The following is a 25,722-nucleotide window of genomic DNA, read 5'->3' as shown; positions in this document are numbered from 1 at the left end:
TTCTACCATTTTGCATAGTGATCTTCAGTAAGACCCATAACTTCTTCTAACTGATGTTTGATGCCATTTCCATCGATAATATAGCCAGAGAAATAACCGATGTACTGACGAAAGTTACTTTTGAGAAGCCAAAAATTTTTCTTCTCTGAGCGTCGATTCAAAGGCGTGAACTGTAAGTTAACTCGTTTATCTTCAGACGTAATATGCCACTTTTGCCCTTCATCACTTCGTGAAAACTGAAACTGCACAGGTTGCAAAAAGTGACGCTGACCATTAATCCACAATACATTTTCGCAATAGCCAGTTTCATTAACGCCAGCTGCCAAGTTCAACCCCAGACGCCTGTCATCCTCAAAGCAATTGATACTCGCCCAGCGCCAACTTGTTTCTCGCCGCATGTACCCAGCGGAAAAATCGTAACCAGCAGCCACCTCTGAAAGATCTTGCTCTTTTCCTAATATGAACAAGTTACCGTCTACTGCTAACGCATTGTGCTTCTGAGTATATGTCCAACCCGCATAACCTGTTGGCGTACACAACATTAATGGCAAACTCATATTTTCTGGACGTAAATAGAGATCCGCATTGACTGACTCTGTCACAAAGTGGACGTGCCAAATACCATCCTTAATAGAAAACTGAACTCTTTTGTTAGCAAGATGGGCAAGACTGCACCAACTGGAAGGCTGAGTTTGATAACCTATATTAAAAGGTTTCAACCATTGTTGCTCAATCAACTTATTCTTTTTAATATCAAACAGGTAGCAAAAGCCGGATGCTAAATACCGTATATCAGCAATCGCTACTCCAATGACGTAATTAGGTGTGACCAAATTGACGAACTGAAACTGCTTATAATCGCGGTAACGGCGCCACTTAGATACCGGCTTATCCATCTCATCGAGGTAGGTAAATTTATCTAGCTGTAACGATGTTGGAATTCCATCAAGGTGGCCAAACGCTGGTAGGCCATTCTGCTGAATAAACGAGTTCAGAACCTTAAGCTCATCCATATAGTTGTCTTTTCACAAGTTATCACACACACAAACTTTAACATGACGTTAACATAAACAATTTGCGTAACTGCACAACAACATCGACTAAAGTGATTTCTGCTTGTTATATGTGAAACTGATCACTCAACCACCCGCTTACTTAGCTAGCCCTACCTATCTCAACCAACACAGCCTGGGTTAGAAGCTGCACATTCTCATCCGCAGGAAAGACCACTACAACCATTGAATCTTGGTCAAAATCACTATTTAATGGAAATACATTCATATAAACTGATTGCTTATTCACATCAAGGAAGAAATCTATGTCATACATACACGATACTATTGTTGCGTTGCAACACAGTAGCCCTGCGCAAAAAGAATTTTACCAAGCGGTAGAAGAAGTATTAACTTCTCTCGCGCCGGTAATAGAAGGCAATAATAAATATAAGGAACAAGCGATTATCCAGAGGATCGTCGAGCCAGAACGTCAAATCATGTTTCGAGTTCCTTGGGTTGATGATGCTGGAAATGTACAAGTAAACAAAGGTTATCGAGTTGAATTCAACTCTGCTTTGGGGCCGTACAAAGGAGGATTGAGATTCCATCACTCAGTCAATGCGAGCATCATAAAATTTCTCGGCTTTGAGCAAATTTTTAAAAACGCACTGACTGGCCTTCCTATCGGTGGCGGCAAAGGCGGTTCAAACTTCGATCCTAAAGGAAAATCCGACAGCGAGATCATGCGATTTTGCCAATCATTTATGAACGAGTTGTACCGTCACATCGGTCCTACCACCGATGTGCCCGCAGGCGATATCGGTGTCGGGGCGCGCGAAATTGGCTATATGTTTGGTCAATACAAACGATTGACGGGCCGCTACGAAGGTGTGCTTACAGGCAAGAGTCTGCTTTGGGGTGGCTCACTCGCCAGAAAAGAAGCGACAGGATATGGCGCCGTCTATTTTGCAGAATGCATGCTCAACGACCGCAACGATTCATTGAAAGGGAAAACTTGTCTCGTTTCTGGTGCTGGAAACGTGGCTATCTACGCCATTGAAAAACTGTACCATATGGGAGCAACGCCAGTTACATGCAGCGACTCTCGAGGTACGATCTATCATGAGCACGGTATTGATCTTAAGCTCCTAAAACAACTGAAAGAAGTGAAAAGAGCAAGCTTAGAAGAATATTTAGAAACTTACCCTGAAGCAGAATACACACCAGAGGGCGACTATCCTAATGAAGGACATGCTGTTTGGCGATATCAGGCTGATGCTGCCTTCCCTTGTGCGACTCAAAATGAATTAACGTCAGACGACGCACTGGCTCTTATCGAAAACGGATGTATTTTGATTAGTGAAGGGGCGAACATGCCAACCACCCGTGATGCTGCCAATATTATCGTGGACTCGGACATAGCTTATGGGCCTGCAAAAGCAGCCAATGCAGGCGGCGTTGCAACCAGTCAACTTGAAATGGCGCAAAACGCCAGCATGCAAAACTGGACGTTTGAACAAGTGGATAGTCAGTTGCAAACCATCATGAAAAATATTTTCATCAATGCAAACGAAACCAGTAAAGAGTTTGGCCAACCTGGAAATTTAGTTTTAGGCGCCAACATTGCAGGCTTTAGAAAAGTCGCTGATGCAATGATTGAGCAAGGTGTCGTCTAGATGAACGAGCCAGCAGGATGACTGCTGGCTTAATATAACTCCGCAATAGGCTGCGCTTTTTGATAAAGAGCTCCACTTAATTCGCAATAAGCGTTGTCACTTCTGTTTTAACGGAGTTGGCGATAAAGCAATTCTCATGGGCCATGTGGTGCAGTTTTTCTAATTGAGATGGTGTCGGTTGTTTTTCACCTGAAAATGTTATCTTAGGGTTTAACGTTACCTTTGATACCCACTCTTTTCCGTTTTCGCCTTTTTCAAGCTCCCCTACCGCTTCATCGAAGTAACTGTCCACAACATAACGTCGCTTTGCTGCAATAGACAGGAAAACGAGCATATGACAACTAGAAAGTGCCGCGACAAACGCTTCTTCTGGATCAACGTTTTCTTCTACGGATAGTGGTAATGGTACTACGTGGGGAGATGGAGATGCTGGGACTTGCAACCCTCCATCAAATTGCCAAATGTGTGCCCTACTATACTTATTATCACTAAACTCTTCGCCAGCTTTACGATGCCATTTGATTAAAGCGGAATGCTTACTCATTCTAACTCCCTGATTTTCCGACGACGAATCAACACTATCCGTCCTTGCCACAGTAAACCACAACAAAATGAGTTAAGGAAAGCATCGCACTCACAGGGACTATAAAATCTGTTGAGGATCGGCATTGTTCTTCTGGATATCATCCAAAAGTCTATGAGACTGATGGATGTTGACCTGTAACCGATTGATCAGCATCTGCAACTGCTCAATCTCGGGACTTTGGTTGGCTTTAAGTTGAGTTTCCAGGGCCTCCGTTTGGCTCGCCAAAATAGGTAAACTTAGGTTCAGTGCCATCCCTTTCGTTTTGTGCAACGTCAGCTCTAATGAAGCAAAGTCTTCAGCCATAAAGTATTCAATAAGTTCATCAACAGAAGTCTCAAAATCGACAATAATGCTTTTTAGCAACTCGTCGAGCGCTTCTGGCTCATCTCGTAAAGAAGTAAACATGCCTGAACGGGAGAGTTCTTCCTCTGTTAACCTTAAGTTCTCGATTGGCTTACGTTGCAATTGAAGCACATTGCTGTCACTCGTTAGTGGCGGATTCTGTTTCGGTTCGAGTCTGGCGGCAAACTGTTTGAGAGCGTCTGAAAAGCTCTCATGCTGTAGCGGTTTCGTAAGCACATGGTCTGCTCCTGCTTCGATAAAGCTATCGTGAGCTTCACGAAATACGTCTGCCGTGTACGCAAAGAGTAATGTCTTGATACCTAACTCTTGTCGGATAACCCGTGTCGCCTCAACGCCATTCATCTCGGGCATATGGTTGTCCATCAAGATCAGGTCGTACTCGTTCTCTTTCGCCTTTTTAACCGCGATTAATCCATTTTCTGCAACATCCACTTCATGCCCAAGCTTTTCGCAAAACCCTTTTGCCACAATGGCATTCACACGGTTATCATCAGCAAGTAGTATCTTTAAATGGTGTGATTTTGCGCGAGGTTTCGGTGCTTCTTGCTGCTTTTTCGGAGCAGATTCTACCCAAGGAATCGGCAACTCAACGATAAATTGACTTCCAACGCCTTCTATACTCTTCAGAGTAATATGGCCACCCATCAAATCGGTTAGTTTTTTGACGATGGCTAACCCAAGCCCTGTTCCGCCGAACCTTCGAGTCGTTGATGAGTCTGCTTGCTCAAACGAGTTAAAAATATGCTCGTGCTTGTCTGGCGCAATACCAATACCGGTGTCGCTCACGCGCATGACCAACAACTGATTCGATTCATCTAACTCAGTTCTAACCAGCACATGCCCTTCATTGGTAAACTTCACCGCGTTACCGGCGAGATTAAACAAGATCTGTCGTAAACGCGCACAATCTCCAGTAAATTCAGTATATTCAGAAACCTCGTTTTCCAAGATTAACTCGATATTTTTTTCATCAACAAGTGGTTTTATTGCGCTACACACCGGAGAAAGCACTTGATCGAGCTTAAACTTAGCTTGCTCAAATTCCAGTTTGTTTTCTTCAACTTTAGAAAAATCCAAAATATCGTTGAGGATAGTCATCAGATGCTGGCCAGAGTCAAGAATAACCCTAATGTGCTCTTTCGTCGTCGGCTCTTTGGTCTCTTCTGCAATCATTTGAGAAAGCCCTAGTACGCCATTCATCGGCGTTCTTAGTTCGTGACTCATTGCAGCAAGAAAATTTGATTTCGCTTTTGCCGCTCGCTCGGCTTTGTTTCTCGCCTCTTCAATTTCAAGATTCAACTGTTTTAAGTTATGCATTCGGTGATGTGACTGATAAACAAACGCGCTAACTAGAAACATCACCGCGATAAATACAAACAACCACGTAAAACGCGCCTCACTTTGAGCAATATTGAGTAACCGATGCTCTGAGCTTTCGACAAACTCAATATAAGTGTGATCAAGCAGTTCATTCGTCAGCAATTCAATTCTTTTATCACTCGTTTGAAGCCGTTTAAGGAAGTTCGCTTCTTTTTCACTCTCAACTTCAGTTTGTGTTAGAAGCAACTGGTTGAGAAATTCAAAATAACGACTGCCACCCAATGATTGACCGCTCTCGGTAGAAACCTCTTGCTGATATAAATTGAACAACATGAGTAATGCATACCGATTTTCTACCTGAACACCAATTAACATATCAAGCTTCAACGTTGTTTGAAGCACTCGCTCCTTAAACTGTTCAAGCGTATCCCTAACTTTTATACGATTGGGTGTCACGGGAAACCAAACTGATGCCTTTGATGATTCCAACAGTGCCTGTGCTGCGATTTCTATCTCTACTAAAGATGTTGTTAACTCATAGTTTTTCCTATCTTCAACGGCATATCGGTTCACGATAACATCACGCTCTTCAATCAACTCATGTCCGATATTCATTAGCCCTGCATGAAATTCTTGAGCGTTTTTTGAATTCATATACGACATATACGCCAGTGTGCAGCACGTCAGTATCCCAATAAAAAAGCAAAAGTTGATCAGTTTGAATTTATTCATTTTCCAACACCTCTAAAATTATGGGTCTAGGTGCTGTCAACGACTGCAAGAATGCTTCAATGTCCGCGACATTCTCATCGTTCATCGTTATACCGAGCTGGGTTTTAGCCATGATTTGTATCGCGTCGGATAACTTATCGACTTGCCCATTATGAAAATAAGGACTCGTTAGCGCGACATTGCGTAAACTGGCTACTCTAAAATAGAATCGCTCTTCATCTTCTATCGTAACGAGTTGCCGGCCCGAGTCCTCTACTACTGGCTTATCCTTGAAATAGGCGAACCTTTGGATCATCGCTCCGCCGATATTTTTGCCCTGATGACACTGCACACAACCTGAAGTCTGAAATGTTTTCCAACCTCTGATTTGCTGTTCACTCAGTACATGCGTGTAACCCAATAAGTAAGCATCGAATGGTGCGCCAGGCGTCTGCAGCCCTTCAACAAACTCCACAATAGCGGACTTGATATTATGAACGTTAATCGGCAATTCATCGTCACGACTAAATAGCGCTTGATAATGTTCACTCTCTTTTACATATTGCTCTATTGTTTGCCAGTTTGAGTCCATTTCCATTGGATTATGGATTGGACCATCAATCTGAGCCATCAAGGTGTTTTCCGTTCCATCCCATAAAAAACGATAATTTAACGCCGCATTAAACACTGTTATAGAATTTCTAATTCCATCACCTTTCACCCCCGTAGAGACTGGTGTATTTTCAGCGCCATTGGTTTGCAGATTGTGGCATGTCGCGCAGCTGACATTACCATTTGACGATAATTGAGGATCGCGGAAGAGATGCCAGCCAATTCTCGCTAGCTTAATATCCACATTAGGATCACCCTGTATGGGCTGAACTAGGGAGATATCACCTAACATCTTCGCGTTTCTTGCGGTTGTTGTTTGGCTCAAAATGAGTGTTACAACAGCTAGTGCGATTGCGCTGAATTGCCTCATCAACTACATACCTTAAACTTGTCATTGATATGAATTTAGTTGCATTTTGGCGTTTTTTCCACCGACAGGAAGTTGAAAAAACGAGTTAAGTATTGCTTTGTTTAAGGCTTTGGTTGAAGAGGGAGTAATAAGGCGAATAGGAAGAAACCTATCGCCTTATGAGTAGCTAACGTATTGAAATCTGAGTTTAGTGTAGAAAAGCCAAAAACCGTTGAAACCAAGTCACCTCTCCATAGGAGATCAGATCGAAAATAGTAAAGAAAACGGCACAGATAACGGCCAACTTAATCAAACGCTGAACAATAAACATAAACATCACAATTACCAATAATTTGCTTTAGTTTACTATCTCACACAGCGTTTATATATAAAAAAGTAGTCTCCTAATTAGCCTCGGCAGCTTATTCATTAGAACCTATACTCAAGCATCTCTAAGTTATTTGGATATACTTGAATTAGGATTTCAAAAAGTCCCTGTGACCACACAAGGAGGACTGCATGAAACGACTATGGATATGGTTCTTACCTTTACTCTTGATGGCCAGTCAAGCACTGGCGAATACTGTTTGGATTGTTCCTGTCAAAGGCGCTATAGGGCCTGCTACTAGCGACTATTTATCTCGTGAAATAGAAGAAGCTCAACTAAACGGTGTCAGTTTAGTGATCTTAGAGATGGACACACCAGGCGGCTTAGATAGCGCAATGCGAGATATTATTCACGCGATTACCACCTCCTCCACTCCAATTGCGACTTGGGTTGGCCCGTCAGGATCTAGAGCGGCTAGCGCAGGGACATACATTTTACTCGCCAGCCACGTTGCCGCCATGGCTGAAGCCACCAACCTTGGCGCGGCAACGCCCGTCGCGTTAGGTGGTGCCCCTCAGCCCCCTTCATCGGATGATGGCAAAGATCAAAACGCGGAAGAAACGTCAGAAGGAACCAACGAAGGTTCAGAGAAAGTTCCCGCGAAAACCGCAATGGAGAAAAAGGTGATTAATGATGCTAGAGCCTATATTAAAGGCTTAGCAAAGCTTCATGGCCGAAATGCAGAGTGGGCAGAGAAAGCAGTGAGCGAAGCAGCGAGTTTGGACGCCACAGAGGCATTGGAATTAAACGTTATTGATTATATAGCCAACTCACCAGAGGATTTAGTCAAAGCCATTGATGGACAAACTGTTAAAGTTAACAATCGTGATGTGACATTGTCACTGGAAAATCCCGTATGGATTGAAAGAACACCCGATTGGCGAGCAGAAATGCTAGCCGTTATAACCAATCCAAACGTTGCCTACATTCTAATGCTCATCGGCATCTACGGTTTACTTCTTGAATTTTACAACCCAGGAATTGGCTTACCCGGTGTGCTAGGTGGGATTTGTCTGCTTCTTGCCATGTACGCACTACAAATGATGCCCGTCAACTACGCAGGTCTTGGTCTGCTGTTACTCGGTATTGCACTAATGATAGCGGAAGCATTCAGCCCGAGCTTTGGTATTTTGGGCTTAGGCGGCGTTGTCGCCTTTGTACTCGGTTCGATATTTCTCATGGACAGTGAGTTACCAGGATTCCAGATCGCCCTTCCTTTGATTTTTGGTATTGCCATATTTTCCGTGGCTCTAATCGTGCTGACCGTCGGCCTGCTGCTCAAAATTCGTCGCCGGCGTGTAACGACGGGTTTAGAGACTTACCCTGGGAAGGTCGCCGTGGTAAGCGATGACTTTATCGATGGCGAAGGACGCGTTCAACTCAACGGTGCGTTATGGCGAGCTAAAGCCAAAGACCATCAACAATTCAAACAAGGTGATCACGTCACCATTCTTAATGTTAAAGGGCTGACCTTAACTGTGATGCCTGATGACCGCCAAAATAAATAGGAGGCGCTTTATGATGCTCTATACCGTTGCGGTGATCGTGGTGCTGCTGTTCGCACTAGCGACCCAAATGTTCAAGGTTTTGAGAGAATACGAACGTGGGGTTGTGTTCTTTCTTGGTCGATTTCAAGAAGTCAAAGGACCTGGTTTGATCATCCTTATCCCATTTATTCAGCAAATGGTGAGGGTTGATTTACGTACTGTCGTTTTGGATGTGCCGACACAAGATTTAATTACCAAAGATAACGTTTCTGTGCGCGTCAACGCGGTCGTTTATTTTCGCGTAGTCGATCCTCAAATGGCGATTAACAATATTGAAAGCTACAGCGATGCCACCAGTCAGTTAGCACAAACCACGCTGCGCTCGGTATTGGGTCAGCATGAACTCGATGAATTGCTATCAGAGCGAGAACGCCTCAATAAGGATTTACAATCCATTCTCGATCAACAGACTGATGACTGGGGAATCAAGATTGCTACGGTTGAAGTCAAACATGTTGATTTAAATGACAGCATGGTCAGAGCCCTAGCCCGTCAGGCAGAAGCAGAACGTAACCGTAGGGCGAAGATCATTCACGCTACTGGTGAGTTAGAGGCTTCAAATAAATTAAAAGAAGCAGCGCAAATGCTCAACGAAGCACCGAATGCACTGCAATTACGTTACATGCAGACACTCACTGAAATCACTACAGACAAAACATCCACTATTATTTTTCCAATGCCGATCAATCTTGTCGAAGCTGTCAGTGATATCGCCGAAGCGGTGAAAAAGAATAAAGAGACACAAGATAAGTAAGGTTCTGACCCTAGGAAGTAACGACCACTCACGTTACTTCCTTATTTGGAACTCGCTTTAAGGATGTGCCCATCTTCTTTATCACACTCTTGTTTCATTACTTCTAAGCCCGTTTTAAAGCATGTTCGCCAAGCGGTTTCAACATCGGTATCGTACCCGGAATCACACTGTCGAACCGTTTCTAACAAACTCTCAAGCCAAACATCAAAATCCTGCGGCTCTATACCAATTTCGGCACTTGCATGCTTTTTCCCATACTTTTCCACCATTTTGTGCGCTTCGGTCGAGGTATCTGCCATCATAAAAAATACGATAGACCCTCTAAGCATTCTCACTTGTTGGTGCATGTCTATACCGTCAAACTTCTGTCTAAAGTTGGCGCTTTTCGACCATAAATTTTTGTAGAACAAGTCGAAAAACTCCTGATCTGAAGTACAACGTTCATAGCTATCATTAAAAACTTCAATCACGTTCATGTTGCTTTCCCCTACGCCTCAATATGAGTTTAATTTAATATCAAATAAAAGCTTCCAAATAAGGACTTTTAAGTTTCAAATCGATCAACTCACATCGATTTTCAACAAAAAGTAAAAAGTGATTTAAATAAACACCCTCTTATCAATGAAAAAATATCCATTATCATGAACCCATATTCGAGGTACGCATGGTTGTCGATGCTAGTGCATCCTCATCTGTCATCACATAAAGAGGATATAAACGTGTCCCATCAAATCATTACCGATCTAAATAACCGTTACACTGCAAAAAAATATGATGAAACCAAGCGCGTTTCTCAAGAAGACATGGCGATAATCAAAGAAGCACTGCGTTTGTCGGCGTCTTCTATCAACTCACAACCATGGAAATTCATCGTTATTGAAAGTGATGAAGCGAAGCAACGTTTCCACAATACGTTTGCAAATATGCACCAGTTTAACCAACCACACGCGAAAGCCGCATCACATACGATTCTGTTTGCTTACGATCCTAAATTTACTAAAGAGAAATTTGCGAAACGTGTGGATGCAGAAGTAACATCTGGCCACTTGCCAGCGGAGATGTACAACAACTTTATGGGTGCTTACGCTTTTGCCGATGCAAATACGGACGAAAATGGCTTCAACGGAAACTGGACAAAAGCACAAGTCTATTTGGCACTAGGCAACCTACTACACACATTGGCACGACTAGGCATTGATTCAACACCGATGGAAGGTGTCGATCCGGCTCTGATTGGAGAAGAGTTTAAAGAAGAGCTCGAGGGCCATATTTGTGAAGTTGCGCTGGCGATTGGCTACCATAAAGATGGGGAAGATTACAATCATGGTCTTCCAAAAGCGCGCCTTGCAATGGATGACGTAATTACGACTCTATAGTCGACCATTGTCTTAGCTTAGCGACTTAAATCATTGTTTAAACTAAAAAGAGCCGCACATTAATGCGGCTCTTTTTTACTTGGTTCTGCGTCAACTTTACGCAACTTGCTCTGACTTAAAATTACCAAGCAATGCATCGTAAAGCTCATTGTCGCTTAACACACCAACCAGCTTATTATCTTCAACCATAAGCAGAGGCTGATTGCTACGCTGTTTAAGTTCAATCGCTTCTCGCATACTGATTTCTGGACTAACCTGAACCAGAGAGTTTTCATTAACTTCGTCAAGGTTCGAAGAATCGCTCTTCCATTGAATCAACGATTTATCTTTATCCGCTAAACTTAACCCCTTGCTCTCTTGTATCACCCAAATATCTTTATCAGGGCAAATCAGAACACGCGTATCTTCGCGAACCAAATCGTCACGCATTAAGGAACGTCCCTTCAGCACATTTAATGGATTAGTGTGAGCAACAAAGTCCGCCACATAATCGTTTTCTGGAGCAAGAATGATCTGTTCTGGCTTGCCATGTTGAATCAGCTTTCCTGATTCCATAATGGCGATGTTGTTACCGATTTTAAGTGCTTCATCCAAGTCGTGACTCACAAAAAGAATGGTTTTGTTTAGCTTTTCCTGAAGCAGAATCAATTCATCTTGAAGCTGAGCACGAATCAATGGATCAAGTGCTGAAAACGGTTCATCCATTAACAAGATATCAGTGTCCATCGCGAACGCTCGCGCTAGGCCAACACGCTGCTGCATACCACCAGAAAGCTCGTGCGGGAATTTGGTTTCCCACTCAGATAAACCGACCATTTCGAGCTGTTCACGCGCCTTTTTACGACGCTCTGCTTTACCAATGCCTTGCATCTCTAGACCAAACGCTACATTGTCTAACACCGTTAACCAAGGCATCAATGCAAACTTCTGAAACACCATGGACACGCGGTGCGTACGAAGGTGGCGCAGTTTCTGTTCGTCACAGTTAGAGAGCTCAACCATATCGTCGCCATCTTTAATTTTCAGAGAGCCACGAGAAATATCGTTCAATCCGTTAACCGTTCGCAGCAAACTTGATTTACCCGAGCCTGAAAGCCCCATCAAGACACAGATCTCACCCTGTTTCACGTTCAGCGAAACATTATCAACCCCAACCACTTGGCCAGTTTCATCAATGATTTCTTGTCGAGATTTCCCTTGATCTAGTAGTGCTAGCGCCTGTGCTTGTTGCTGACCAAAAACGACATCAAGATTTTTAATAGTAATAGCGTCCATGATTATGCCTCCTTCTGGTTTGGTGCTTTACACAAGCGGTCAAGAATGATGGCAACGAGTACAATCGCTAAACCAGCTTCAAAACCTTGTGAAATGTTTACCGTATTCAGTGCACGTACGACTGGCTTACCAAGCCCATCAGCACCAACAAGCGCCGCAATGACCACCATAGAAAGAGACAACATAATGCACTGCGTAACGCCAGCCATAATACTTGGCAATGCCGCAGGTAACTCCACCTTAAACAGTAGCTTCATGCGGCTGGCACCAAATGTTTTACCCGCTTCAAGTAGCTCCTCCGGCACTTTAATAATGCCGAGGTACGTCAATCGAATTGGCGCAGCGATAGCGAAAATGATGGTCGAGATTAGACCAGGGACAATACCCAATCCAAACAGAACCAAGGTTGGAATTAGGTAAACGAATGTCGGGACGGTCTGCATTAAATCGAGTATTGGCCGCAACAAGGTGTATAACCAAGGACGGTGCGCCGCCATAATGCCCAACGGCACGCCAATTAATACGGAAATCGTTGTCGCTGCAAACACAAGGACAAAGGTTTCCAGCATTTCTTGCCAGTAACCAAGGTTGAGAATTGCGAGTAAGGCCAACACGATAAATACGACAAGAGGAATGCTGCGATGTAAGAACCAAGCAATTGCCGCCGTCATAATGATTGGCGCTGCAGGTGGCATCCATTTAAAAATGTCCACCACGAAAAGAATGATCGTTTCAAGTGTAATAGAGATTGCATCGAAAAAACCCGATGCATTGATGGTTAACCAATCGACGCCAGTTTCCATCCATTGGCCCAACGGTAGTTTGTTGTCCGTAATAAAATTCAAAATAAAACCTTTGTGTTAATGAAGCGGGCAAAACTGCCCACTTTCTTTTAAAAAAACGAGCTCAAATACTGCTTATTAAGCGTTTGTTTTTAAGTAGTTTGTAATAGCTGTTAGCGCATCTTGGCCATCCACCGTTTTCACGCCCTCTAGCCACGCTTCAATTTGCTCTTGGTTTGCATTCAACCATGCTTGCGCTGCTTTTGATGGCTTCTGTTTCTGGTTAAGAATCGCTTCCATCAGTTCATTTTCCATTTCTAGGTTAAACTCTAGATTTTTCACTAGCTGACCTACATTTGGACACTCAGCGAGGTAATTTTTACGTACGTTTGTGTAGACGTTCGCGCCGCCGTAGTTAGGACCGAAGAAGTCATCACCACCCGCTAGATATTCCATTTCAACGTTACTATTCATTGGGTGCGGCGCCCAACCTAGGTACACAATCCATTGATTGCGGCGTGCGGCACGTGATACTTGAGACACCATGCCAGCTTCACTGGACTCAACTAGGCTGAAATCTTTTAGGCCGAATGCGTTACTATCAATCATTGACTGAATTAAGCGGTTGCCATCGTTTCCAGGTTCAATGCCGTAAATGCGGTCTTTAAATTTGTCGGCATGTTTTACTAGGTCAGCGAAGTTGGTTACGCCTGCGTCATAAACGTATTTTGGAACCGCTAGCGTGTACTTTGCGCCAACGAGGTTCGCGCGTACGGTTTCAACAGTACCTGCATCACGGTATTTCGCGATATCACCTTCCATCGTTGGCATCCAGTTACCTAAGAAAATGTCGATATCGCCATTAGCCATAGAGGAGTAAGTTACAGGCACAGACAGAAGATCGGTCTTCGTTTTGTACCCCAACCCTTTAAGTAACTCTGATGTAACGGCAGTGGTCGCTGTGATGTCAGTCCAACCTACATCTGCGAAACGAACCGTTTCACATTGGTTGGCGTAAGCGCCTGTTGCTAAAGTACTTAGTGCAATTGTTGAGAAGATTTTTGTCATCTTAGACATGTTGAATTCCTTGTAATGATTACTGACTTTTTCATTTTATGAGATCGAATCGAGATCTCTTTTTGGCGGATGCATTCGTTGCATCTCTTGCCAGTCCGGTGCAATCCAAACTGGTACGTTGTTCGACGTTTCTAGGGCGTTATCCAAAATCATATCCGCGGCGCGTTCTGCCACCATAATCGTTGGCGCATTTAAATTACCGTTCGGAATGGTTGGGAAAATAGAAGAGTCCACCACACGCAAACCTTGAATACCGCGTACTTGGCATTGCTCATTTAAGACGGCTAATGGGTCATTATCTGCGCCCATTTTGCAGGTACAAGATGGATGGTAAGCACTCTCGACGTTTTGCTTCACCCATTCATCAATCTGTTCATCCGTTGTGATGTTCAGACCGGGTTGGATCTCGTCCCCACGAAACTCATCCATGGCTGGCTGATTGAGGATCTCGCGAGTAAGGCGAATACAATCACGCCAATCCTGCTTATCTTGTTCAGTGGAAATGTAGTTAAACTCAATCTTCGGCTTATCATTCGGATTCGCAGAGACAACCTCGACCGACCCGCGACTTTCTGGCTTGTTAGGTCCAACGTGCACTTGGAAACCATGACCATCAAAAGCAGCTTGCCCGTCATAACGCATTGCCGCTGGCAAGAAGTGATATTGAATATTTGGCCACTTTAGCCCTTCTCGAGAGCGGATAAACGCACACGATTCAAAGTGGTTAGTAGCACCAAGGCCTTTGCGAGTTAATATCCACTCAGTGCCAATCAAGCCCTTGCTCACCAAACCTAATTTGCTGTTGAGCGTGATAGGTTGCTTACAGTGATATTGGAAGTACACTTCTAAGTGATCTTGCAGGTTTTTACCTACCCCCTCCAACGAGTGTTTCACCTCAATGCCCGCTTTTTCTAATACTGCCTTAGGGCCAATGCCTGAAAGCTGCAACAGCTGAACGGAGCCAACCGAACCCGCACTCGAAATCACTTCATTATTCGCAAAACATTGCTGAATTGAACCTGACTTTTCAAATTCAACGCCTACCGCTTTCTTTCCTTCTGAACCAGTTTCTTCTAATAAAACTCGATGAACCGTCACCCTCTTCATTAGGGTGAAGTTTTTGCGTTTTTTAGCACGGCTTAAGTATGCATTAGAGGTCGAAGCGCGTACGCCTTTGTCGACCGTCATATGCATTGGGCCAAAGCCCTCTTGCTGATAGCCGTTGTAATCTTTTGTTTCTGGGTAGCCCGCTTCTTTGCCTGCATCAATAAAAGCTTGGTACAGTGGATTGAGCTTCATATCGTTGCCGTTACATGTGCCGACTGGACCGTGATCGCCCCGATATTCATCAGCACCACCAATCCAAGACTCTGCTTTACGGAAATAAGGCAAACACGACTGATAGTTCCAGCCTTTCGCGCCTTCCTCTTCCCACTGGTCAAAGTCACAAGCGTGTCCGCGAACGTAAACCATGCCGTTGATGGATGAGCTACCACCCAGAACTTTTCCGCGAGGGCAATGAAGTTGACGGCCATCCAACCCTTGCTCTTCAACCGTCTCAAACTGCCACGCGTATTTTTCAGTGTTCATCGGGTAAGAAAGCGCTGTAGGCATTTGGATAAAAATACTTTTATCCGACCCACCCGCTTCGAGTAAAAGGACCGAATTTTGACCACTTTCACTTAAGCGATCCGCTAACACACAGCCGGCCGAACCCGCACCGACGATGATGTAATCGTAGTGTTGTTGCATTTTTATTCTCCTAGGAGTTAATACTAATCACCGTAGATAAGTGAACGAAATTAGCGTAGGAAAAATGCTTGAGAACAAGGCGGAAATTTTGATAAGTAGTTAACCTACAATCAAAATTGACAACGTAGTTATCGAGCATTTTAACAAGCTAAAGTGGTCAGTTATCTACTACGATTGGTATCATTTGTAAGGGCTTTCGAAGTCGCTTAGCTGAACAAGAACACTCTTCGTTTGTGTGTAGTGCTTAAGGGTTTCGACTCCGTTTTCACGGCCAACACCTGATTGCTTGTAGCCGCCAACTGGCATTTCCGCAGGTGAGTCACCCCATGTGTTCACCCAACAAATACCCGCTTGAATTTGATGGATCACACGGTGCGCACGAGATAGGTTTTGAGTAAATACACCTGCCGCTAAGCCATAATCGGTGCCATTTGCACGCGCAATCACTTCCGACTCATCGCGGAATTTCAGGACTGACATTACCGGGCCAAAGATTTCTTGTTGAACGTGGCTCATGTCATCATCGCAATCGACAAATACGGTTGGAGCAACAAAGTTACCATTAGCTAGACCATTGTCTGTTACTTTGTAGCCGCCAGTCAGTAACGTCGCGCCACTCGCTTTCGCGGCTTCAATCGCTCCTAAAACTTTCGATTCATGATCTTTAGAGATTAGCGCGCCAATCTGCGTGTTCTCATCAAGCGGATCGCCGACGACTAACAGCTCGGTTCGGGCTTTAAGTTGTGCGATAAAGTCATCATAAATACCTTCATGGACAAATACGCGTGTACCGTGCGTACAAACTTCACCTTGGGTGTAGAAGTTCGCCACCATGGCCGCAGAAACGGCATCGTTTAACTTCGCATCATCAAAAATAATCAGCGGAGACTTACCACCAAGCTCCATCGTTACTTGTTTTAGTGTCTTAGCGCTGTCACTCATGACGACTTTACCGGTGCCTGACTCACCCGTGAATGACACTTTTGCGATATCAGGATGCGCCGTTAGCATCTGTCCTACTCGGTAATCCCCTTGCACGACATTAAATACGCCATCTGGCATGCCCGCTTCTGAATAAATTTCGGCGAGCTTAAGCGCCGTTAATGGTGTTTCTTCTGATGGCTTGAAGATCATTGCGTTGCCCGCAGCCAGTGCTGGCGCCGATTTCCACATCGCAATTTGAATTGGATAATTCCAAGCACCAATACCGGCGCAAATGCCCAATGGCTCACGACGTGTATAGAAAAACTGATCGTCGCTGAGTGGCTGCTGTTCACCTTGTAGACTTGGAGCAAGTCCCGCATAGTACTCAAGAACATCGGCACCTGTTGTGACATCAACCGCGATAGCTTCTTGAATTGGCTTACCAGTATCTGCCACTTCCAATGCAGCCAACTCGTCATTACGCTCACGTAAAATGGCAACGGCTTTGTGTAAAATACGGCTGCGCTCAATCGCAGTCATCGCCGACCATGCAGCAAAACCTTTTTTTGCCGATTCAATCGCTGCTTGAAGATCGTCTTGGTTCGCTTGTTTAATATTGGCCAATGGCTCACCATTCGCCGGATTGTAAGTGGTGAAGTGTTCATCTGAACACCCGTCGTACATCGCACCATTGATATAGTGTGCTTTCATTTCCATTTTGAAGACCTGTAACTTTTATATTTTTTCAGAATAAAACGTAAGTTGTTTTTCGAGATAATCGTTGATGATGATTCTCGCTCTTTCTGCATCAATGCCGTGCGGGTTGAGCGTTCCGCGCAGCCAAATTCCATCAATAAGTGATGCAATACCATGAGCAACCAATTCAGCCTGCTCTGCATTTAATAATGCTTTGAGTTCTTTTCTTAGATGGGACAATAGACGTCGTTCGTTGACACGCTGCAAACGCTTGAGCTGCTCGTCATGCATTGAGTACGACCAAAACGCCAGCCAAGTCTTAGCAACTTGGTTTTCTGCCTGATAGCCGACAAAGTTACCATCAATGATGGCGTTAATTCTTTGGTGATGAGCATCACTTGGCAGCTCACGTAACTTCTGTGTGATAGTGGACGAAAGCTGACGCAAGATTTCGCGCATCGTTTCCTCCAGCAATCCGTGCTTACCACCGAAATAGTGGTTGATAATCCCCGTTGATACACCGGCTTCTTTGCTGATTAACGAAATACTCGCCGCGTGTAAACCGACTCTATCAATCACTGACATTGTCGCTTTCACAAGCTGCGGTTTTCTGATTTCAGGCATCCCCACCTTTGGCATTTTGCGTCCCTGTTATTTTTAATTGAACGGTTAGTTAAATATAAAATGCCTGAAAATTAATTCGAACTCAAATTATTTTTAAAGAAAAATGTTAGTAAAAAAGGATGAAAAGTTGAGGGTGTACGAAAAATTGCTCGGTAAGAACTTGTCGGGATAACTAGATTTCAGTTTAAGAACAAACAAATAAAGCAATTAAAATCAATCACTTAAATATCAATCCATTTTTAAAACGATGATGAACGAGTTGATTTTTGAACAACAAAAATCTGTGCCACAAAAAATTTATATCGACCACTAATCATTTCACCTGTACATGGTTTGTTTGTACAAAGAATAGACACACTAGTTTGTTATAGTTTTGTAGACACAAGTGGCATTCGCACTTTGAAGGTGAAGGAGGCAAAAAGAGAGGTTATATTGAACGCCATGAATATGCGATTCGATATCCTTAAGCCATTTTTAAGTAATATCGCCAAGTGACTTTAAGATTTTAGATTCAGCGTTTTATATTCGAAGCAAGGATCTCAAAGTCACTTGGCTATCAAAGTAAATGGGAGGGATAAGTTCAGATTCATCGTGCGATGAGCCTGAACTTTTGATTTCTGTTACGCTAGCGAGCGACCTTTCACGCAGTTGCGTCCGTTCGCTTTCGCTTGATAAAGCAATTTATCGGCCTGATCGCAAAGTGATTTAAAGCTCATCTCATTATCTTCAGTGGTAACGACTCCAAAACTACAGGTCACTCTCACTTCTTCTTTCTGTTCCGTAACAAAGCCATGTAGGGATAAAGCGCTACGTAAACGTTCGGCAGTAATAAGGGCGTTTTCATGGTCTGTATTGGGCATAACAACAACAAACTCTTCACCACCAAAGCGAGCAACAATGTCGTTCTCACGTACAGTTTCCTCCAACACTTTGGCAACGCCCGTTAGTACGGTATCTCCAAACACATGCCCATAGGTATCATTTACCTGCTTGAAATAATCCACATCGATTAACGCTAAAGTTACTGGCCCCGATTGTGGTTTATTTGGCACCATTTTCTGTTTATCGAGTTTGCTATCTACCCATTTATTTAAAGCTAGATAACCGTACTTAACTTGCTCGACTTGCTCAAAAACAAAGTGTTGTATTTTTTCTTGCTTAGATTGAGGTACCGGTTTCTCTTTTCGCTCACGCCTCACTTCTACTGGCTTAGTGAACCAGTCCTCTAAAAAACGGCGATTGAACAACCCTGTCAATGTGTCTGTCTTTGCGAGGCGACGCATTCTCAAACGCGAGCGATTGACGACGAGAAATACTACCGCCATCAAAAATAGAACACCGATGAGCGCAAGTAGCGCTTCACCCAATAAGTAAAAAGTACGACGGTTATTTTCTAGCTCCATACGCTGCAAAACATTGTTCCAGTTGAGATCTTCGTTCTCATATTCAAGTCGTTCCAACTCAAATAACGTCTGCTGGCGCTCAAGATTTTCAACTTCTCTTTGATTGCTAAATTGGATAAATTTATCGTGATAGTTACCGTAAGTTTCGAATGCTAGTTTAAAGTCATTGCTTCCCGCATAGGCCATAGCGGCGACTTTTAGTAGCTCCATTTGCTGTTGCTTGACGTATCGACTCTCTATAATCTCCGGCAGCATTGGCGCGATCATCGCTAAAAGTATTTCAAATTGCTGCTGCTCTAACATATATTCGGCTTGTAACAACTTAAATGTTGCCAAATACGCGCTAGACGTTTCTCTGTACTGTAAATTCTCCGCCAGCTTCAAGTGGTTAACCATCTTCTTTTCTTGTTTCGTCTCGCGATATAAAGCTGCAAGTTCAAGGTTAACTCGAAATCTAAAGCGTCCATCACCGATAATTTGAGCCAGCTTTAACGCTCGCTGATATGACGCTATCGCCTCTTCGTATTGGAACTGTGCTTTATGAAGTTTCGCTATCGTCAAAACGCTCAACAACTCATTGAACGACATACGCCTATCCCTAAAATAGCGATATGCTTGTTCCAAAAGCGCCTCAGATCGGTCGTAACCCTGAATTTTGACAAGTACGTCACCTAGCTCTAGTGCTGCACGTTCGACCAGCCCGTGAACACCTGAAGATTCAGCCGCATCCATGGACGACATAAGTGCAGCATAGGATTTTTTAAACTCACCTTGCTCATCGTAATAGCGTCCTTTTAGCAACAGGATTTATGATTCAAGTTGCTTATCACCATTCTCACGCGATGTTTCCAACAAGCTATCCAACGCAGAAAGCGCGGTATCGATATCGCTCTTTCCAACCATAGTTCGCATCTGAATCAACTTAAACAGGAGATACTCATGGCTCTGTGGACGCACAAGCTCCAATCCTTTTTGAACGACACTCTGACTCTCTTCTACGCGCCCTAGCAGCTCTAAAACCGTGGCCTTGGCAAGCCAGTAACGCACCAACAGCGCTGTTGGTTGGTTTTGTAGTAAAGACTCTTCTTCTAACGCTTCAATCAAAGCTAAAGAACTCTGAGGTAATGCGTAAATTTGATTTTCGATGCCTTCTAACGACTGTAAAAACTTACCTTCCTGTTCCACCTTTTCTGTGGAGGCCTGAACAGAAAAACACAGACACCCCAATAATAGCGGCATCGTCCTAAGCGAATGAAATAGTGACATTATTGCTCTTCCCTAATGGGTAGTTACTTCAGTGTAATTGAGAATTCTGATTATTTATTATTAAGACAACTGAAGGTTATTCAGTCAGCCTCATATTCCCATGTATTTTGCGCTGAATAATAAATCACCATCTTTAGATGCCGAAATAGTTTTCGGTTACAATATGACCAATAAGAATGTTTTTTACACACCAAGAATGACGATCTCGTTAGTGAGACAAAAGATCGTCTTAGTTGTGAGTTGATACATTTACATGACAAGCAATATAGAACTAACCATTCACATTAGAAATAGAATCAATTTTTATACCGTTCGATGAGATAGCAGTCGACCATGCATCCAATACATTTTTCAGATAGAAGCAATAAAAGAAAGGAGAAAATGGAAGGAAGCGGACAATCAAACTCGCTCCCCTTTTTTATGTTGCAGAAGGGGTTACATTCGCATTCCGCCATCGACTTCGAACACTCTTCCGGTCACGAATTCGTTGGTTAACACGTATTTTATGGTCGATGAAATTTCATCCGCCAAACCTAAACGTCCAACCGGAATCATTCCGATTAAACGTTCCATCGCTTCAGGTTTTATTTGGTCTGTCATGGCAGTTTTGATGACACCCGGAGCAATCGCCACTGAGCGAATTCCGAAACGCCCTAACTCTTTCGCCCACACCGTTGCCATGGTGGCTACCGCCGCTTTAGATGCTGAATAGTTGGTTTGACCAATATTCCCGGCACGCGCAACGCTGGATATGTTGATCAGAACCCCTTTGCTATCGGTGTTCAGCATTACCTTGCTCGCTTCACGGCCACACAGGAAAGTGCCTGTTACATTCACATCTAGAACAGACTGAAATTGTTCCAGCGACATCGTGTTAACCTGACCATCTTTGACTTTAATGAACATACCATCACGCATAATACCTGCGTTATTGATAACGCCATTGAGCTGCTTGAAATCTGCCTCAATTTGCTCAAAAGCAGTGCACACCTGCTGTTCGTCAGTCACGTTCGTCACATAAAAACGAGCGGTAACGCCGAGAGATTCACATTCCGCTTTCGTTTCAGCCAGTTGATCTGAATTGAGGTCGATAAGCGCAAGATGAACGCCATTTTCCGCCAGTGACAGTGCCATTTGTTTACCCAGCCCCTGCCCTGCCCCCGTGATCGCAATGACCTTATTTGCTAACTCCATAAGCGCTCCTTAGGCCTGATTTTGCTTTTGGTAGAACTCAAACAAGCTCGAAAAATCTTTTTGCCCGTTGCCCTGACCGTTGTGAAAATTAAACAGATTACGAGCCAAGCTGCCCATTGGCGTTGATGTTTGACTGGCAACCGCCGCTTCCATCGCAAGACCCAGATCTTTAGCCATTAACTGGCTCATAAAGCCGCCTTGATAACCATTGCTTGCAGGCGTATTTTCCATCACACCTGGGCAAGGGTTATAAAGCTCTAGCGCCCAGTTACGCCCTGAACTTTGCAACATGATGTCGGAAAGCACTTTGGGATCGAGTCCGTTTTCCATCCCTAAATTGAGTGCTTCACAGGTGCCGCTCATCAAAATGCCCAACATCATGTTATTGCAGATCTTCGCCACCTGACCAGCTCCAGCATCACCAGCATGGAAGATGTTTTTACCCATGTGGCTAAGCACCGCTTTGGCTTGAACAAAGTTCTCTTGTGAGCCGCCAACAATGAAAGTTAACGTACCTGCTGCTGCGCCCGCAACGCCACCAGATACTGGCGCATCAACAAAACTGATACCAAGTTGCGATGCTTTTTCGCCAACCAAACGAGCAGTCGTAGGATCGATGGTGGATGAATCAATCAGCAAGGTGCCTGATTCGACGCTATCTAAGATGCCATCTTGACCAAGATAAACGCTTTGAACGTGTTGGCTCGCTGGCAGCATAGTGACAACCACCTCCACACCTTGTACTGCCTGCTGAACGGAATCGGCACTTGAAGCGCCCAATGCGGTCAACTCCTCAACTGCGCTTGGGTTCAAATCAAATACTTCGACATTCAAGCCCGCTTTGAGTAGATTCTTAGCCATAGGCGCACCCATGTTACCAAGGCCAATAAATGCAATTTTGTCCATATCGTATTTCTTCCTTGTACTAAAGTGCCGCTATAGCTACCGACGATGCGGTCAGTGGGTATTCTGCTGAGTCAATTGGCGAGAAGAAGCGCTCCAAAACTTGTGGCGTTACGTCAGAAACCGTGCGATGTTGCCAAGTCGGTTGATTGGTTTTATTAATAATCAGCGCACGAACCCCTTCTCTAAAATCACCTTCTAAGCCACAACGTAGTGTTAGGTTAAATTCCATATCAAAACACGCTTTCAAAGAGAGGTTTTGATACTGCGTTAACTGCTGATAAGTGATACTGAGCGACAACGGACTGCCATAGTTCAGTGACTTCTGCGCATTGACGAACCACTTGTTATCAACGTTAGCACGGCTGATTGCATCAACAATTGACGCTAAGTCACCCGAACATAACTGCTCAATCAATTCCGCATAGGGCATCAACATCCCTTCGGTTGGCTCGTCCACGTGTACCGAACGCAGCGTAGTGGCGATTTTTTCGTTGATGTTCGCTTCACCTTTCCAACTTACCGATGCAAGCAGATCCAGCAGCACTTGCTTGTTTTCTGGCTGTGCAATCCATTGGCTTAACCCCAACGCTTTCATATCTGTTGCGTTAATTTGGCAAGCAGTCAAACTTAAGAACAGTGCCAAATGTTTTGGCAACTGGTTCAGGAAGTACGTCGCGCCTACATCTGGGTAAAGGCCAATTTTAATCTCTGGCATTGCAAAGCGTGTGGTGGTTTCTGCTACGCGATGGCTGGCACCCATAAACAGGCCAACTCCCCCGCCCATCAAATAACCATGTCCCCACGCGATGATCGGTTTTGGATAAGTATGAATAAGATGGTCACAGCGATATTCGAGGTCAAAGAAGGTTTCCATCGCTGAAAACGCAGAATCAAAGTCTTGCTCTTTGTTTTCAAGTGCACGGTAGATCGCTTGAATATCGCCACCAGCACAAAACGCTTTTTCACCTTGAGCATGCAAGAATACCGCGACGACGCTGTCGTCCGTTTGCCATTCACTAAGCTGTTTGTACAACTTCTCAATCATCACGTAACTCAACGCGTTGAGAGCAGCTGGATTATCCAGCTCCAGCACACCAATAACAGAGCCATCAGCGCACTCAAGTTTTGAAACATTTACTGTACCTGTCATTTGGCCTCCGCTAGCTGTTTGTCCATTGTGGCTTGCGCTTTTGCAAAAACGCATTCACACCCTCAGTCTGATCTTGTGTATTGAACAGCTGTAAAAACAGTTCACGCTCCAAAACCAATCCAGCTGCATGAGTTTGGCTGCGTCGACCTTGAATTAGCGTTTTGCACGCAGACACAGATTTCGGTGATTGACCTGCAACACGCTGTGCTAGCTCCATAGCCGCTTCGAGTGCTTGACCTTTCGCCACCACCTCTTCGACTAACCCAATTTTTTCCGCTCGCTCGGCCGTCACACGCTCGCCACACAGGATCATACGCTTCGCCCAACCTTCACCTACCAACGCGGTCAGGTTTTGCGTCCCACCCGCACACGGCAACAAACCTACCGATGCTTCAGGAAGTGCCATTTGTACTTGTTCTTCTGCGATACGAATGTCACACGCCATCGCCACTTCCAGACCGCCGCCCATCGCGTAACCATTAATCGCTGCGATAGAAACCCCATCGAATGCAGAAAGCGCTTCAAACGCTTCACCAAATGCGAACGCCATGTTTGCTGCTTGTGATTTATCACCCGATGCAAAGTTATTAAGATCTGCTCCAGCAGAAAAGAATTTCTCGCCTTCGCCTGTTAAAACCAACGCATAAATAGAGCGATCATTACTAAGTTCAATTGCCAACTCTTTTAGCTGATTCAAAGACTCAAGCGTCCAAGTGTTCGCTGGCGGATTACTAATCGTGAGCTTGGCAATATGCGCTTCGCGCTCTAATTTGATTTGTGCCGTCATAATCTTTCAGTCCTTTTTAATTTCTTTAGGTAAGGCTGTGTCTCGCTGACTAAAGCAGCTCAACGCCTTCCGTTAGTAATCGTCTTGCGACGATCAGACGCATGATTTCGTTGGTACCTTCAAGAATTTGGTGAACACGAACGTCTCGGAAATGGCGCTCGACTGGATATTCTTTGATGTAGCCATAGCCACCGTGAATTTGCAGCGCCTGATCGCAGACTTTAAAGCCCACATCAGTAGCAAAGCGTTTTGCCATGGCACAGTACGCACTTTTTTCTGCGTGCTGGGCATCGAGTTTAGCGGCAGCGAGTCGCACCATTTGACGCGCAGCGACCAGCTCAGTCGCCATATCAGCAAGCTTGAACTGCAACGCTTGAAATTGCGCCAGTGAACGGCCGAACTGTTTGCGTTCGTTCATATATTGCTTGGCTTCGTTCAGTGCTTGTTGCGCAGTACCGACGGAACAAGTAGCGATATTGATTCGACCACCATCAAGGCCAAGCATGGCGAACTTAAAGCCTTCTCCCTCTTCACCCAACAGATAGTCAGCCGGAATGCGGACATTTTCGAAGGTAATCATGCGAGTTGGCTGGCAGTTCCAACCCATTTTGGCTTCTTTTTTACCGTAGCTAATGCCTTCGCAATCAGCAGGAACAACGAATGCAGAAACGCCACCCGCTCCTTCACCACACGAACGCGCCATCACGACGAGAACATCTGTATCACCCGCACCCGAGATAAACACTTTTGCGCCATTGAGGACAAACTCATCGCCATCACGCACTGCGCTAGTCGTTAGAGAAGCGGCGTCAGAGCCGGCATTAGGTTCGGTTAAACAGTAGGAAGCGAGCTTTTCACCCGAAATTAGATCCGCGCTAAATTGCTGCGCCACTTCTGCTTTGGCAAAGCTGGTGATCATCCACGTCGCCATGTTGTGAATGGTCATAAACGCAGTAGTCGCGGTACAACCCATAGCCAACTGCTCGAAAATGATCGCCGCATCCAAACGAGATAACCCTAAGCCACCATGCTCTGGCGGCGTATAGATGCTCAGAAAGCCCAGCTCACCCGCCTGACGCAGTACATCTTTAGGGAAGTGATGGTTTTCATCCCACTCGGCCGCATGAGGCGCTAACATTTGGTCTGCAAACTGCTTTGCTACTTCGGCAAACGCGAGTTGATCTTCGTTTAATTCAAAATCCATCTTGA

At 44.5% G+C, this 25,722-nt stretch carries 20 protein-coding genes and 1 pseudogene; 4 read left to right on the top strand and 17 right to left on the bottom strand.

Features of this window, described 5'->3' with window-relative positions; translation table 11 throughout:
- Window positions 1–2: 2 nt before the first annotated feature.
- Entirely contained in the window at window positions 3–1,013 is a 1,011-nt protein-coding gene (locus R8O10_RS02815; protein WP_033906458.1) for a DUF2804 domain-containing protein, read from the bottom strand.
- Window positions 1,014–1,318: 305 nt separating this feature from the next.
- Here R8O10_RS02815 and gdhA point away from each other — a divergent pair, with 305 nt between their 5' ends.
- Complete coding sequence (gene gdhA / locus R8O10_RS02810; protein WP_318191083.1) at window positions 1,319–2,671, top strand: NADP-specific glutamate dehydrogenase; 1,353 nt, start codon at window positions 1,319–1,321, stop codon at window positions 2,669–2,671.
- Between the two features lie 76 nt (window positions 2,672–2,747).
- Here gdhA and R8O10_RS02805 read toward each other — a convergent pair whose 3' ends face one another.
- The 3 genes from R8O10_RS02805 to R8O10_RS02795 form a co-directional block, all read right to left on the bottom strand.
- Window positions 2,748–3,215, bottom strand: coding sequence for an OsmC family protein (locus R8O10_RS02805; RefSeq protein ID WP_017820322.1), 468 nt, complete (start codon window positions 3,213–3,215; stop codon window positions 2,748–2,750).
- Between the two features lie 99 nt (window positions 3,216–3,314).
- On the bottom strand, window positions 3,315–5,672 hold the full coding sequence (locus R8O10_RS02800) for an ATP-binding protein (RefSeq protein ID WP_262602372.1): 2,358 nt from the start codon (window positions 5,670–5,672) through the stop codon (window positions 3,315–3,317).
- On the bottom strand, window positions 5,665–6,633 hold the full coding sequence (locus R8O10_RS02795) for a cytochrome-c peroxidase (RefSeq protein ID WP_005373180.1): 969 nt from the start codon (window positions 6,631–6,633) through the stop codon (window positions 5,665–5,667). The genes R8O10_RS02800 and R8O10_RS02795 overlap by 8 nt, the downstream gene beginning before the upstream one ends.
- A gap of 498 nt (window positions 6,634–7,131) precedes the next feature.
- Here R8O10_RS02795 and R8O10_RS02790 point away from each other — a divergent pair, with 498 nt between their 5' ends.
- Both R8O10_RS02790 and R8O10_RS02785 read left to right on the top strand, forming a co-directional pair.
- The gene (locus tag R8O10_RS02790) at window positions 7,132–8,508 is read left to right on the top strand and encodes a nodulation protein NfeD (protein WP_318191082.1); all 1,377 of its coding nucleotides are present in this window, start codon (window positions 7,132–7,134) and stop codon (window positions 8,506–8,508) included.
- Between the two features lie 10 nt (window positions 8,509–8,518).
- A complete protein-coding gene (locus R8O10_RS02785) occupies window positions 8,519–9,301 on the top strand; it encodes a slipin family protein (RefSeq protein ID WP_005373196.1) in 783 nt (260 codons plus the stop codon).
- Window positions 9,302–9,342: 41 nt separating this feature from the next.
- On the opposite strand, the gene R8O10_RS02780 is transcribed toward R8O10_RS02785, so the two are convergent.
- On the bottom strand, window positions 9,343–9,777 hold the full coding sequence (locus R8O10_RS02780) for a globin (protein WP_053349193.1): 435 nt from the start codon (window positions 9,775–9,777) through the stop codon (window positions 9,343–9,345).
- 243 nt (window positions 9,778–10,020) lie between these two features.
- Between R8O10_RS02780 and R8O10_RS02775 the strand changes: the two genes are divergently transcribed.
- The gene (locus R8O10_RS02775) at window positions 10,021–10,677 is read left to right on the top strand and encodes an NAD(P)H-dependent oxidoreductase (protein ID WP_042523604.1); all 657 of its coding nucleotides are present in this window, start codon (window positions 10,021–10,023) and stop codon (window positions 10,675–10,677) included.
- Between the two features lie 96 nt (window positions 10,678–10,773).
- Here R8O10_RS02775 and choV read toward each other — a convergent pair whose 3' ends face one another.
- From choV to R8O10_RS02715, 12 genes and pseudogenes are all read right to left on the bottom strand, one after another.
- Window positions 10,774–11,952, bottom strand: coding sequence for a choline ABC transporter ATP-binding protein (gene choV / locus R8O10_RS02770; RefSeq protein WP_042523602.1), 1,179 nt, complete (start codon window positions 11,950–11,952; stop codon window positions 10,774–10,776).
- A gap of 2 nt (window positions 11,953–11,954) precedes the next feature.
- Window positions 11,955–12,797 carry a choline ABC transporter permease subunit gene (gene choW, locus R8O10_RS02765; RefSeq protein ID WP_318191081.1) on the bottom strand — a complete coding sequence of 281 codons (843 nt, stop codon included), beginning with the start codon at window positions 12,795–12,797 and terminating at the stop codon, window positions 11,955–11,957.
- A gap of 75 nt (window positions 12,798–12,872) precedes the next feature.
- On the bottom strand, window positions 12,873–13,811 hold the full coding sequence (locus R8O10_RS02760) for a choline ABC transporter substrate-binding protein (RefSeq protein WP_005382646.1): 939 nt from the start codon (window positions 13,809–13,811) through the stop codon (window positions 12,873–12,875).
- A 36-nt stretch (window positions 13,812–13,847) separates the two neighbouring features.
- The gene (gene betA / locus R8O10_RS02755; protein WP_318191080.1) at window positions 13,848–15,563 is read right to left on the bottom strand and encodes a choline dehydrogenase; all 1,716 of its coding nucleotides are present in this window, start codon (window positions 15,561–15,563) and stop codon (window positions 13,848–13,850) included.
- 180 nt (window positions 15,564–15,743) lie between these two features.
- Entirely contained in the window at window positions 15,744–17,204 is a 1,461-nt protein-coding gene (gene betB, locus R8O10_RS02750; protein WP_025767886.1) for a betaine-aldehyde dehydrogenase, read from the bottom strand.
- 18 nt (window positions 17,205–17,222) lie between these two features.
- Complete coding sequence (betI, locus tag R8O10_RS02745) at window positions 17,223–17,822, bottom strand: transcriptional regulator BetI (protein ID WP_031778820.1); 600 nt, start codon at window positions 17,820–17,822, stop codon at window positions 17,223–17,225.
- 605 nt (window positions 17,823–18,427) lie between these two features.
- Window positions 18,428–20,449 (bottom strand): annotated as a pseudogene (locus R8O10_RS02740) (diguanylate cyclase).
- A 462-nt stretch (window positions 20,450–20,911) separates the two neighbouring features.
- The gene (locus R8O10_RS02735; protein WP_005373217.1) at window positions 20,912–21,670 is read right to left on the bottom strand and encodes an SDR family oxidoreductase; all 759 of its coding nucleotides are present in this window, start codon (window positions 21,668–21,670) and stop codon (window positions 20,912–20,914) included.
- Window positions 21,671–21,679: 9 nt separating this feature from the next.
- Entirely contained in the window at window positions 21,680–22,576 is an 897-nt protein-coding gene (gene mmsB, locus R8O10_RS02730) for a 3-hydroxyisobutyrate dehydrogenase (RefSeq protein WP_025767888.1), read from the bottom strand.
- Between the two features lie 19 nt (window positions 22,577–22,595).
- Window positions 22,596–23,726 (bottom strand): enoyl-CoA hydratase/isomerase family protein, encoded by a 1,131-nt coding sequence (locus R8O10_RS02725; protein WP_318191079.1) that lies wholly within the window; start codon window positions 23,724–23,726, stop codon window positions 22,596–22,598.
- Window positions 23,727–23,736: 10 nt separating this feature from the next.
- Complete coding sequence (locus R8O10_RS02720) at window positions 23,737–24,513, bottom strand: enoyl-CoA hydratase (protein ID WP_017633670.1); 777 nt, start codon at window positions 24,511–24,513, stop codon at window positions 23,737–23,739.
- A gap of 49 nt (window positions 24,514–24,562) precedes the next feature.
- Window positions 24,563–25,717: an acyl-CoA dehydrogenase family protein gene (locus tag R8O10_RS02715; RefSeq protein WP_005373226.1), complete on the bottom strand. Its 1,155-nt coding sequence runs from the start codon at window positions 25,715–25,717 to the stop codon at window positions 24,563–24,565.
- Window positions 25,718–25,722 lie beyond the last annotated feature (5 nt).

This window comes from Vibrio sp. 1727 (assembly GCF_033344415.1).
In the GTDB taxonomy this organism is placed as follows: Bacteria; Pseudomonadota; Gammaproteobacteria; order Enterobacterales; family Vibrionaceae; genus Vibrio; species Vibrio alginolyticus.
Note: the sequence above shows the minus strand (reverse complement) of the source record. Positions and strands in the feature narration are given on the sequence as shown.

What these genes read in the sequence shown, in the direction of transcription:
- R8O10_RS02815 (WP_033906458.1), bottom strand. Translation starts at nt 1,013, where the DNA reads ATGGATGAGCTTAAGGTTCTGAACTCGTTTATTCAGCAGAATGGCCTA.
- gdhA (WP_318191083.1), top strand. Translation starts at nt 1,319, where the DNA reads ATGTCATACATACACGATACTATTGTTGCGTTGCAACACAGTAGCCCT.
- R8O10_RS02805 (WP_017820322.1), bottom strand. Translation starts at nt 3,215, where the DNA reads ATGAGTAAGCATTCCGCTTTAATCAAATGGCATCGTAAAGCTGGCGAA.
- R8O10_RS02800 (WP_262602372.1), bottom strand. Translation starts at nt 5,672, where the DNA reads ATGAATAAATTCAAACTGATCAACTTTTGCTTTTTTATTGGGATACTG.
- R8O10_RS02795 (WP_005373180.1), bottom strand. Translation starts at nt 6,633, where the DNA reads ATGAGGCAATTCAGCGCAATCGCACTAGCTGTTGTAACACTCATTTTG.
- R8O10_RS02790 (WP_318191082.1), top strand. Translation starts at nt 7,132, where the DNA reads ATGAAACGACTATGGATATGGTTCTTACCTTTACTCTTGATGGCCAGT.
- R8O10_RS02785 (WP_005373196.1), top strand. Translation starts at nt 8,519, where the DNA reads ATGATGCTCTATACCGTTGCGGTGATCGTGGTGCTGCTGTTCGCACTA.
- R8O10_RS02780 (WP_053349193.1), bottom strand. Translation starts at nt 9,777, where the DNA reads ATGAACGTGATTGAAGTTTTTAATGATAGCTATGAACGTTGTACTTCA.
- choV (WP_042523602.1), bottom strand. Translation starts at nt 11,952, where the DNA reads ATGGACGCTATTACTATTAAAAATCTTGATGTCGTTTTTGGTCAGCAA.
- R8O10_RS02760 (WP_005382646.1), bottom strand. Translation starts at nt 13,811, where the DNA reads ATGTCTAAGATGACAAAAATCTTCTCAACAATTGCACTAAGTACTTTA.
- betA (WP_318191080.1), bottom strand. Translation starts at nt 15,563, where the DNA reads ATGCAACAACACTACGATTACATCATCGTCGGTGCGGGTTCGGCCGGC.
- betB (WP_025767886.1), bottom strand. Translation starts at nt 17,204, where the DNA reads ATGGAAATGAAAGCACACTATATCAATGGTGCGATGTACGACGGGTGT.
- betI (WP_031778820.1), bottom strand. Translation starts at nt 17,822, where the DNA reads ATGCCAAAGGTGGGGATGCCTGAAATCAGAAAACCGCAGCTTGTGAAA.
- R8O10_RS02735 (WP_005373217.1), bottom strand. Translation starts at nt 21,670, where the DNA reads ATGGAGTTAGCAAATAAGGTCATTGCGATCACGGGGGCAGGGCAGGGG.
- mmsB (WP_025767888.1), bottom strand. Translation starts at nt 22,576, where the DNA reads ATGGACAAAATTGCATTTATTGGCCTTGGTAACATGGGTGCGCCTATG.
- R8O10_RS02725 (WP_318191079.1), bottom strand. Translation starts at nt 23,726, where the DNA reads ATGACAGGTACAGTAAATGTTTCAAAACTTGAGTGCGCTGATGGCTCT.
- R8O10_RS02720 (WP_017633670.1), bottom strand. Translation starts at nt 24,513, where the DNA reads ATGACGGCACAAATCAAATTAGAGCGCGAAGCGCATATTGCCAAGCTC.
- R8O10_RS02715 (WP_005373226.1), bottom strand. Translation starts at nt 25,717, where the DNA reads ATGGATTTTGAATTAAACGAAGATCAACTCGCGTTTGCCGAAGTAGCA.